This is a genomic window from Mesorhizobium sp. M5C.F.Ca.IN.020.29.1.1 (assembly GCF_003997375.1).
Lineage (GTDB): Bacteria > Pseudomonadota > Alphaproteobacteria > Rhizobiales > Rhizobiaceae > Mesorhizobium > Mesorhizobium wenxiniae.
The window spans coordinates 1-10,302 of record NZ_RZSW01000201.1; the positions used below are offsets into that span (position 1 = coordinate 1).

At 61.3% G+C, this 10,302-nt stretch carries 6 protein-coding genes and 3 pseudogenes; 4 read left to right on the forward strand and 5 right to left on the reverse strand.

The window, feature by feature from the left end; translation table 11 throughout:
• Together EOA85_RS37510 and EOA85_RS17410 are read right to left on the reverse strand one after the other, a co-directional pair.
• Nucleotides 1-245: hypothetical protein (locus EOA85_RS37510; protein ID WP_164759713.1), on the reverse strand; the 245-nt coding region annotated here is incomplete at its 3' end.
• A gap of 765 nt (nucleotides 246-1,010) precedes the next feature.
• A pseudogene (locus tag EOA85_RS17410) lies at nucleotides 1,011-1,212 on the reverse strand (transposase); the annotation flags it as partial.
• A 179-nt stretch (nucleotides 1,213-1,391) separates the two neighbouring features.
• Here EOA85_RS17410 and EOA85_RS17415 point away from each other — a divergent pair.
• Both EOA85_RS17415 and istB read left to right on the forward strand, forming a co-directional pair.
• The gene (locus EOA85_RS17415; protein WP_206523313.1) at nucleotides 1,392-1,913 is read left to right on the forward strand and encodes a transposase; all 522 of its coding nucleotides are present in this window, start codon (nucleotides 1,392-1,394) and stop codon (nucleotides 1,911-1,913) included.
• Between the two features lie 23 nt (nucleotides 1,914-1,936).
• Nucleotides 1,937-2,690, forward strand: a pseudogene (istB, locus tag EOA85_RS17420) (IS21-like element helper ATPase IstB).
• 613 nt (nucleotides 2,691-3,303) lie between these two features.
• Here the strand turns inward: istB and EOA85_RS17430 are convergent.
• The 3 genes and pseudogenes from EOA85_RS17430 to EOA85_RS17440 all read right to left on the reverse strand — a co-directional run bounded on the left by EOA85_RS17430 (nucleotide 3,304) and on the right by EOA85_RS17440 (nucleotide 6,676).
• Nucleotides 3,304-4,249, reverse strand: a protein-coding gene (locus EOA85_RS17430) for an IS630 family transposase (RefSeq protein WP_127210547.1) whose coding sequence is annotated in 2 segments (ribosomal slippage) — nucleotides 3,304-3,909 and nucleotides 3,911-4,249 — 945 coding nt in all. Because the reading frame shifts where the segments join, the coding sequence is not laid out codon by codon here.
• Nucleotides 4,250-4,618: 369 nt separating this feature from the next.
• On the reverse strand, nucleotides 4,619-5,140 hold the full coding sequence (locus tag EOA85_RS17435; protein WP_164759714.1) for a GNAT family N-acetyltransferase: 522 nt from the start codon (nucleotides 5,138-5,140) through the stop codon (nucleotides 4,619-4,621).
• 110 nt (nucleotides 5,141-5,250) lie between these two features.
• Nucleotides 5,251-6,676: pseudogene (locus EOA85_RS17440) on the reverse strand (NAD-dependent succinate-semialdehyde dehydrogenase).
• 904 nt (nucleotides 6,677-7,580) lie between these two features.
• Here EOA85_RS17440 and EOA85_RS17445 point away from each other — a divergent pair.
• Both EOA85_RS17445 and EOA85_RS17450 read left to right on the forward strand, forming a co-directional pair.
• Complete coding sequence (locus EOA85_RS17445) at nucleotides 7,581-8,945, forward strand: aspartate aminotransferase family protein (RefSeq protein WP_164759715.1); 1,365 nt, start codon at nucleotides 7,581-7,583, stop codon at nucleotides 8,943-8,945.
• A gap of 52 nt (nucleotides 8,946-8,997) precedes the next feature.
• A partial coding sequence (locus EOA85_RS17450; RefSeq protein ID WP_164759716.1) for a M81 family metallopeptidase occupies nucleotides 8,998-10,302 on the forward strand: 1,305 nt, incomplete at its 3' end.

Consider the following 10,302-nt stretch of genomic DNA (forward strand, 5'->3'; position numbering starts at 1 on the left):
GTGCTGTAGCTCGCGGCGGGCAGCGCCGTCGCGCCGGACTTAGTTCTGCGGTGCGTCGGTCGGGTTCCGGTGCGCACCTTCGGCGACTGGAACGATCCGCCGCCCGGATATGTCGAGGTCGACTTCGTTGCCCATTCCGGCACCTCTTCGTCCGGCAGTTTTGTGCAAATGATGGTCTTGACCGATATCGCCACAGGCTGGACCGAGTGCGTGCCGGTGCGGACGCGAGAAAGAGGTCTTGTCATCGCTGCCATCAAGCGGGCCAGGTCGTTGTTCCCTTTCCGCTTCAAGGGGTGGACTTTGACAATGACAGCGCCTTCATGAATGAACTCGTGGTCTCCTGGTGCAGAAGTCAAGGATTGGAAGTGACGCGTTCCCGTGCTTATCGGAAGAATGATCAGGCATGGGTCGAGCGGCTCGGATGCCGCGACATGACGCAAAGGTGTTGCTTACAGGGCGGTGGAATACGCCGAAAAGTACGGGGTCACCATCGTTTGCAAATCGCTCACCAGCGATGGAGTCGAAACGGGCACTATTGTAACCGGGCATGGGTGCGCCCGTTCCGTTACAGCGGCTCGCGACGCAGTACTGATGTCATGTGTGTGACAACCTCCGCGCATTTTTTGACGGCACGATATTAGCGCCATCTGCGCGGGCGACGCCGCTACCATTTGTGTTATGAGCGACGTTGATCTTGCGATGCAGCTTACGCCCTCGCAGGTAATCGGCCTGCGGCGATAGAAACACGAGCCGCGGTGAATGAGCTCGATTCTTCATTGCGAGTCCACTTAGAAGGCGATTATGACCGCGCCATTTCGCTAGACACGGTTTGGCCGGATATCTGAGCGCAGAGTGCAGGCCTGCATCGAGGTCAAGATCGTTAAAACGTGAGATTGTGCACGACATGGCCTTTGTTGGCCAGGGCAATGGCCACAAGCATGCGTGGCTTATTCGCCATCATGCGGGCGAGCCAGGAGCCCTCGGGCGCGCCTTCCGGGTATAGAGAAGCGGCCGACGGCTTCCCACAGAGCCTTGATTGTGGGCTCGGCTTTGGCGCGCAGCAGCGCCTTGAGCTTTGAGAAGGCGTTTTCGATTGGATTGAGTCGGGGCTGTATGGCGGCAGGACTTGAGCCTCGCACCGACCTGCTCAATCGCGTCTCGAACGCCGGCCGCTTTGCCGGCAGGCAGGTTGTCCATCACGACGACGGCGCCCGGCGGCCCGTACATCCAGATGACGCCGTCCTCGGGCTCGAGACCGAGGGTCAGTTCCTGGATGAGCGCATCGCTGACGCCGAGGTCCCTGGCGACACGTTCGACGGTGTAGACGTGATGCACCTTATTGCGCTTCATGATCAGGCCGTCGCTGGTTGGGTCCGCGGTTTTGCGGACGTTTGGCTCGCGTCTCGACGGATCACCACGTCGAGTTCAAAACCTTCTTCTATTCCGTGCCGTACAGCCTCATTCGCCAGCAGGTCGATCTGAGAGCAACGGCGCGCACCATCGAAATCTTCCACCGCGGCAAGCGCGTCGCGGTGCATCAGCGTCGCTATGGAGGTTCTCGCCATGGAACTGATCCGGGTCACATGCCCAGTTCCCATCGGCGATATGCTGAATGGACACCGGAGCGCTTTCGGCGTTGGGCCAGTCGATCGGTGCCGCACACCGAAGGTCTGGTCATCGCAACTCTCGCCAGCCGTCCGCATCCCGAGCAGGGCTTTCGAACATGTCTGGGGATCCTACGCCTGTTTCGCGACATCGAGCGCAATCGGGCTGAAGCCGTGTCAGCCCGCGCCGTCGAGATCGGTGGCCTGAACTGCAAGAGCATTGCTTCGCTCATCGCTAAACCACAAAGCCGCACGCCATTCCATCGAACCAACCGCCATCGTCGATCACGCCAATCTGCGTGGCCCTGATTACTTTCATTGAGGAGATACCCTTGCTGATCAATCCCACCGTCGACATGCTGCGAGAGCTCGGCCTTCATTGGCATGGCAACCGCTTTCCAGGAACTCGACGCACAGTCCGAAGTGCGCGGCCTCGAGCACGGCGAATGGCTTGCCATGCTGCTCGAACGCGAGGCGACCATGCGCCGCCAGAAGCGTTCGAGGCTCGCGCCAGGGCTGCCAAGCTTCGCCATGACGCGCAGATCGAGAATGCCGACTTCCGCGCCGCACGCGGCCTCGACCGCAATATGTTCATGGCGCTTGCTGGCTGCGACTGGATCAGAAAGCATCACGGTCTTCTTGTCACCGGACCAGCCGGCTCGGCAAAAGCTGGCTTGCCTGCGCTCTTGGCCACCAGGCCTGCCGCGAAGACTTCCCAGTCGCCTACCACCGCGGTCCCCGGCTGTTCGCCGCCCTCGCGCTTGCAAGAGGCGACGAGCGATACGGCAGGATCCTCAAATCTCTTGCCAGGACAGACATGCTGATCCTCGATGACTGGGGACCGGAAAACTCAATGACGACCAACGCCGCGATCTCCTGGAGATCATTGAGGATCGCTACGAACGACGCTCAACCATCGTCACAAGTCAGGTGCCCGTGGATCGCTGGTGAGAGATTATTGCAAATCTAACTTTGGCCGACGCCATCTTGGATCGCCTCGTTCACAACGCCTATTGCATCGATCTCACCGGTGAAAGCATGCGAAAACAGCGCCCGCCGATCGCACCCGAAAACACCGAAGCTTGACCTGAAACAAAACCCAACCCAAACATCAACGAGACCCAGGATCAGACCGAAAACTGGCCGCCTTCAAATCGGAATGGTGGCCGGGCTTTATCGGAATACGCATGGCAAGAAGAGCAAAGGCCGGGAGCGCCAATCATCACCGATCCCGAGGGACACGGCGCGGTCCACCAAACTGTCCTGAAGTCGGGTGCTTTCCTGGTGGTGGTACACCTGGTTTATTGAGGGTTGGCGCACATACAGGTAAGCGAACTTTGAACGTCGGACGGCCGTAAGGCGCTCGTCAGGACTGCTCGGAATAGCCAACATCAAACCGCTCCCTCGCCGCTGGCGCGTTCGGCGGCATCCGGCGGATCAGAGTCGCGAGCATCTGCGCGACTTGGTGCTGAGATACCGGTGGGAGATTGTTCCAAGGCTGGGCGTATTTGGCTTTGATCCGTGAACACTGGTCTCGGGTAGAGACACCGCATACGATGCACCAGATCACGGGCAACCTTCGCAACTAGTTATAGAGTTACTAAAGGTGATTCACGGATAATACACTAAATGAAGCAAAGACCTAATTTTCCGCCGCGCTACGATGTTCATCATCATTATTGGCTAGAGCGTGATGATTTTAGGTTGGGGCATAGCCGGCCTCGGTGAAGTAGTTGGCGCATTCCTTTGATGTGACGGTGTCGAGGATTTGGCCGATGGCGCTGCAGACGGCGTCGGTGGTGCGTCTGGCGGCCTTTCGCAGCAGGTGCTTGAGCTTGGCGAAGAGCAGCTCGATTGGATTCAGGTCCGGCGAGTATTTGGGCAGGAAGAAGAGCTTGGCGCCGGCTTTGCGGATGGCGTGCCGGACGGCCTTGCCCTTGTGCGAGCCGAGATTGTCGATGACGACGATGTCGCCCGGCTTGAGGGTGGGCAGGAGCACCTTCTCGACATAGAGCCGGAAGCGCTCGCCGTTGATCGGCCCGTCGATGAGCCATGGGGCGTCGACGCGGTCGTGGCGCAGGGCAGCCAGGAAGGTCATGGTCTTCCAGCGTCGATGCGGCACCTTGGCTTTCAGGCGCTGGCCGCGCGGCGCCCAGCCCCGGAGCGGAGCCATGTTGGTCTTGGTCCAGGTCTCGTCGATGAAGACCAGGCGGGAGGCGGCGATCCGGCCCTGATGGGCCTTCCACTGCGCCCGCCGACGCGCCACATCGGGCCGATCCTGCTCGGCGGCGATCAGCGTCTTTTTTGTGCGTCAGCTTCTCGGCACGGACGAACTCCCACACCGAGCGGTAGTCGACCTTCAGCCCGCGCTCGGCCAGTTCTGCCACAAGGCCGCGCAGCGTGAAGTCTGTATTGCGGCAGCGCTCGATAAGCCAGTCGCGGTGCGCACCGGCAATCTTCTTCGGCCGTCGCCCGCCCATCTTGCCGGGCTCCACCATGCCCGTTTCCCGCAGCCGGCGAACCCACCGGATGACCGTGCTGATGCCGACCCCAAAACGCGCCGCCGCCTGCCGCCGCGACAGGCCCTCCTGCTCAACCGCACCAACAACCCGCTCGCGCAGATCCATCGAATAAGGCTTGCCCATCCATGCTGGCCTCCATCCCCAGCCAGCATGTTGAATCGAATCCCCGCTGATTTGGGAATCCCCCTTCGATTCAGCCTCTCTTCATCCCGCTCTAGCAGGTGACAAATCCGTCACCGACCGGCGGATATTGCGTGACCGTCCATCCGGAAGGCGGATGACAACAAAAGCAGTCCGCGCCCTGACCGAAGTGACGCCACCTCAAACCGCTGACCGCAGAGTGCGTGTCGATGGTCAACGACCGTGACATGACACACCAATCGATCAACAAGAGGGGTATCCTGCGCTGCTGCGCTGCTTGGGTTGCCCCGAGAAGGTCCTGCCAGTGTTCCACGGCAGCAGGAGCGCAGCCTTACCCGGCGGGCGACAAAGTCAGCGGGCTAGTGAGGCAGAGTCCGGCCAAAAGTAGCACAGGTCGACATGGATTCTTCCGTCAGGGTTGGACTGCGGCAGGCGCGCGACTTGCTGACCACCCATCCTCTCGTAGAAAGCGCGTGCGGGGGCATTAACCTCGTAGACCCATAGATGCAGCCCTAGGTCCGGGTGATTTTCGGCTGACCAACGCGCAGCAACACGAATAAGATGTCTCCCGACGCCCCGCCCCTTCGCCCTTGGCAAAACGTGGAGATTGTCGACGAGGGTACCCCAACGGTCATCCGCATTGCCGAAGATGCAGACGAAGCCGATGGCTTGGCCTTCGTCTTCGGCAATCATGACTTTGAGATTTGGAGCCGGTGAAGTGAAACGCTCTCGCCAGACACTCTGACGGTCGGCCTCTATCGGACCCTCTAGATAGGATTCGGAAAGTATCCCTGCGTAGGCGTTGCGCCAACTTTCAACGTGAAGCTGCGCGATAAGGTCCACATCAGTCGCTGTTGCGTCACGAATCTCCAAAATCTGTTTCTCCGCGTCAAAATGAATGAAACTTTGGTCGCAGTAGTTTTTTGATGCTGCGCTTTTCGGACGTAGTCCCTATGAGCTACGGCCATCCGGGCTGGCTGCGGCTAAGGCGCACCTTGGGTCACGAAACGGGTGATCAAATATGCGTTGATAGCTTCCGAACCGCCTTCCGTCCCATGGCCTGAGTCCTTGACCCCCCGAAAGGAACCTCGGGCAGAGACAGCCCGACGTGGTTGATCGTGACCATGCCAGCCTCGATCCTGCTTCCAATCTGCTGGATTAGGTCCGCGGACTTGGTGAATATGTAGGACGCCAGGCCATAGGGCAGCCGGTTGGCTTCATCGATGGCCTCGCTCGCGGTGCGGAATCTGCGGAAGGCCGCAACCGGGCCGAACGGTTCCTCGTTCATGAGGCGGGCATGTATCGGCACATGCGATAGCACTGTAGGCTCGTAGAAGTTGCCGACATTGCCGATGCGCCGCCCGCCGGTCATGAGTGCGGCGCCGCAGTCGACAGCGTCCTTGACTGAGGCTTCGAGCGCAGGGATGCGGCGTTCGTTAGCGAGCGGACCCATTTGCACGTCATCATGCATGCCATTACCAACCTTCACCGCCCTGGCCGCTGAGGTGAACATCTTCACGACCTTGTCGTAAATCTGTTCCTGGACCAGAAAGCGAGTCGGCGACACACAGACCTGCCCGGCATTGAGAAACTTGGCTCTCGCCAGCACCTTCACAGCCGCGGGGACGTCGGCGTCTTCGAAGATGATAGCGGGCGCGTGGCCTCCGAGTTCCATCGTCGACGGCTTCATGTGCATTGCGGCAAGGGCAGCGAGTTTCTTTCCGACTGGGGTGGAACCAGTGAACGAAATCTTGCGAATTGTGGGATGTGCGATCAAATATTCTGATATCTCAGATGGATTGCCGTAGACGAGATTGATCACGCCCGGGGGAACTCCTGCATCGGCAAAAGCCCTCACCATCTCAGCCGGCGAAGCGGGGTGTCCTCGGCCGCCTTGACAATCAAGGAACAGCCCGCCGCGAGCGCGGCAGCCAGCTTGCGCACCGTCTGGTTGACCGGAAAGTTCCATGGGGTGAAGGCTGCAACAGGTCCGATGGGCAGCTTCAACGTCATTTGCAGCACTCCCGGCGTTCGAGCGGGAATGATTTGGCCGTAGGTGCGCCGCGCCTCTTCCGCGAACCAGTCGATGATGTCGGCGCCCCGCAAGACCTCTCCGGTCGCCTCCTCCAGCGACTTGCCCTGCTCGATGGTCATCGTCCTGCCGATGATGCGGGCGCGCTCGCGCAGCAGTTCGGCAGCCCGCCGCATGATCCGCGAACGGTCAAAAGCGGGCGTTTTTGACCAGACGAGAAAGCCGCGGGAAACTGCGTCGAGCGCCGCGTCGAGATCGGCCCGGGTGGCATGCGCGACAGTGCCGACCTGGTCGCCGGTTGCGGGATCAATGACTGGGATCAGGCTGCCATCCGCCGCATCTCGCCACTCGCCGTCGATGAACAACTGCGTCGTCATTAGTCTCGACATTCTCGTCAGTCTTTCTGTTGCCTCAGCCGTCGCGAGGTATGAAGTGTTCTCGGGTTTCGCCGGGCGGCGGCGCGCTATCGATTTGGGGAATGGGCCGAAATTCGCAGATTGGCAGTTGTAAGTCAAACGATTTGCGACGGCCATTTGTTAAACAATCGTTTTATATATGTGTCGCGCTCGATCGCCCTCATACTCCTGCTTTGGAACCCGGAAAGTCTGCAGCGCCGCCTCGCCGCCCTGTTGCCGAGGCAGCGAAGCCGTTTCGGGATTTCGCGCGTTAGCCGGTGCGTTTAGGGTTCTGTTTCGTATTGACGTCTGCCTATGGACTGCGGAAGGTATGAGCCAGCGTGAACAACTGCACGTTGTGGCGGCACCGCTAATGCAGTCCGCTTCAAGCTCTCATCGCGAGCGCTAGCGTTGCGGCAGATTGAGAGCCGCCGCCTTTGAGCCCCCCGTCGGCGATAGCGGCAGTTCGGCTGCCACGAGAGATCCTTAATAGGTGAAGGCTTGAGGAAAAAACACTTGCACTATGACACAAAATAATAAAACATCCGTACCAGATTTCGGTGAGACGGCGGCGCGGCACGCTCTATCCCCGAGAAGACCTGTGGTGCAATGGCGCTCCGCGGATCGACCTAAAGGGCCAGGGGAGGTGGTCTTCAACATCGGGGGATCTGGGTCCGACAGGTCGATTTCCTGCATTGCTTCAATTTCCTGACGTTCGCCTCGAGCGGCGAGATCGGCGTCGCCGGTGAACTGACCGGACGCGGCGAATGTCAGGCGACCCCCTAGGCGTGTAGCGTCGCCGAACCTGAACCGGGCGCTCAAGCCCAAAAGAATTTCCGGCCGGCCTTGGCAGGCAGACCCGAAGGACGAGACGATGAGACACCAAATGCTGGCCAACCGTTCGGGCGAAGACCTGCGCGCCAGCGACCTCGCGCACCACCTGCATCCGTTCACAGACCATGTCGTGCTGGCGGCAGAGGGTGGCCCACGTGTCATCAAGGATGGGGACGGTATCTATCTTTGGGATACGGAAGGTCGGCGGTTGCTGGACGGGATGGCGGGGCTTTGGTGCGTCAATGTCGGCTATGGCCGAAAGGAACTGGGCGAGGTCGCCCATCAACAGATGAACCGGCTGGCCTTCTGCAACACCTTCTTCAAGACCTCTCACCAGCCAGTGATCGAATTGGCAGAGAGACTCGCCGCCCTGACGCCAGAGGGCATCGACAACTTCTTCTTCGCCAATTCCGGCTCGGAAGCCAATGATACAGCGATCCGGCTTGTGCGCAGCTATTGGGCGGCTGTGGAAAGGCCCCAGCGACACGTCGTGATCAGCCGAGAATATGCCTACCACGGTTCCACTCTCGCAGGAGCGAGCCTCTGCGGGCTGCCGGGCATGCATGGCGTTGCGGGCCTTCCGATTGCCGGCGTCGCGCACTCTGCCGCCCCGTATGCCTGGGCCGCTGGAAAGGCCCTAGATGACTCGGCCTATGGTCGAGAAGCCGCTGACGCGCTGGAGGCGAAGATCTTGGAGATCGGGCCGGAGAACGTCGCCGCCTTCATCGGGGAGCCTGTGATGGGAGCAGGCGGGGTGATTACGCCGCCGCCGGGCTATTGGGCACGGGTGCAGGAGATCTGCCGCAAGTACGACATCCTTCTAGTCTGCGACGAGGTGATCTGCGGCTTCGGGCGCACTGGCGAATGGTTCGGCGCTCAGAGTTTCGGTATCGCGCCCGACATCATGTGCATGGCGAAGGGGCTCAGTTCTGGCTACCTGCCAATCTCGGCCGTCGGTATCGGGACTCGCGTGGCCGAAACCTTGCGCACCCGCCCAGGCGTCTACTCGCATGGCTTCACCAATTCCGGTCACCCGGTCGCCGCCGCCGTTGCGCTGAAGAATATTGAACTCATTGAGGCAGAGGGGTTAGTGGACCATGTGCGCGACGTCGCCGGCCCGGCTCTCGCCCGCCGCCTCGAGGCGCTGGCAGTCCACCCCCTGGTCGGGCAGGTGCGCGGCATTGGCGCTATGTGGGCGCTGGAGCTGACTTCCGACAAGGCCACCCGTGCGCCCTTTGCCCCGCCTGGCTCGGTCGCGACCCGCGTGCGCAATCTCTGCTTCGAACGGGGCTTGGCCACGCGGGCCGTGCGCGAGGGTCTGGTCTTCGCACCGCCGCTGATCATCACAGAGGCGCAGGTGAACGAGATGGCGGACATCTTGACCTCCTGCCTTGACACGGCCGTTGCGGAACTCTGAGGCCGCGGATGCCCGATTTTGCGAACCAGTGTTCTGATACGGAGAAGTGAACTTGAAGATCGGTATCGCCCGCCTGTGGCATGAGGCCAACTCATTCACATCGACCGGCATCGGGTTGGGGCATTTCCAAGGGCGGGAATATGCGAAGGGCGGAGCCGCGGCGCAGGTTTTCCGCGATACGTCGGTAGAAACCGGCGGGGCCTTCCGCTGGGGGCATAGGTGCGGAGCGGAACTTGTGTTCTCGCGGCTAGCCGCCTCCGCGCCTGGTGGGCCGGTGGAGCAGCCGGTGCTCGATACGATCATCTCCGAGATCGTGAATGATCCTGCATTCGACACGGTGGACGGGCTCTATCTCTCGCTACACGGCTCCTGCCTAGGGGCAGAGGATCTTTCCCCCGAAACCACCTTGACAACCCGGTTGCGTGCTCGCTTTCCCGGCCTGCCGATCGTGGCTTCGTTCGACATGCATTGCATCCCGACGCCCGCTCTCGCCGAAGCGCTCGATGGCGCGACGGTGTACCGCCTCTATCCGCACACCGACATGGCGGAGACTGCGGAGCGAGCGCTCGACCTGCTTGGGGAGCTAATACGCCGGGGGCGCCGTGGCGCGGTGACGCTGGCACGCTGCGGACTGGTACTGCCGAGCTTTAACATGCGGACGGACGAGCCCGGCCCGATGACGGAAATCGAGACGCTGGCGCTCGACCTCGAGGCCCAGGCGGCGGCGCTGGGTCTTCCAGTCGTTGTCTACCCCTTCGCGAGCTTCGCTTATGCCGACAGTCCAGAGACGGATTCCGGCGTTCTGGTTAGCAACCTTATGCCAGCCAATCCCGAGGCGGCTGCGCTGGCCGCAGAGTTCGCGCGGCGGGTGGTAGACGGGATGAGAGCGCGCGGGCCGGCCTTCCGGCCGGATCTGCCGACCGCGGAGGCCTTCTTGTCCACTCGGCCGTGGCGCGACGGGCGGCGCTGGGCGATCCTTGAGCCGTCGGACAATCCCATGTCCGGCGGAGCAGGCGACACGCCGGGACTCCTGGCTGCCGCGATGCGGACCGATCTGCCAGAAGGATCCGTATTCGCTTTCTTCGACGATCCCGGGGCAGTGGCCGCCGCGCGGGCCGCAGGACAGGGCGCGCGGCTATCGCTCCATCTCGGCGGCCGGATCGACAACCGCTTCGGTGTGCCCGTCCTCGTCGAGGGGACGGTGGAACGACTGACCCAAGGACGCTTCACTAATACCGGACCGATGGAGACCGGTATCAGCGTCGACCTCGGCCCGACCGCTGTCGTCCGGACCGGGCCGCTCAGGATCATCCTCACCAGCGGTTGCTATTCGCCGAATGATCCGCAGTATTTCCAC

Coding starts and splice junctions, on each gene's coding strand:
- EOA85_RS17445 (WP_164759715.1), top strand. CDS start 7,581: ATGCTGGCCAACCGTTCGGGCGAAGACCTGCGCGCCAGCGACCTCGCG.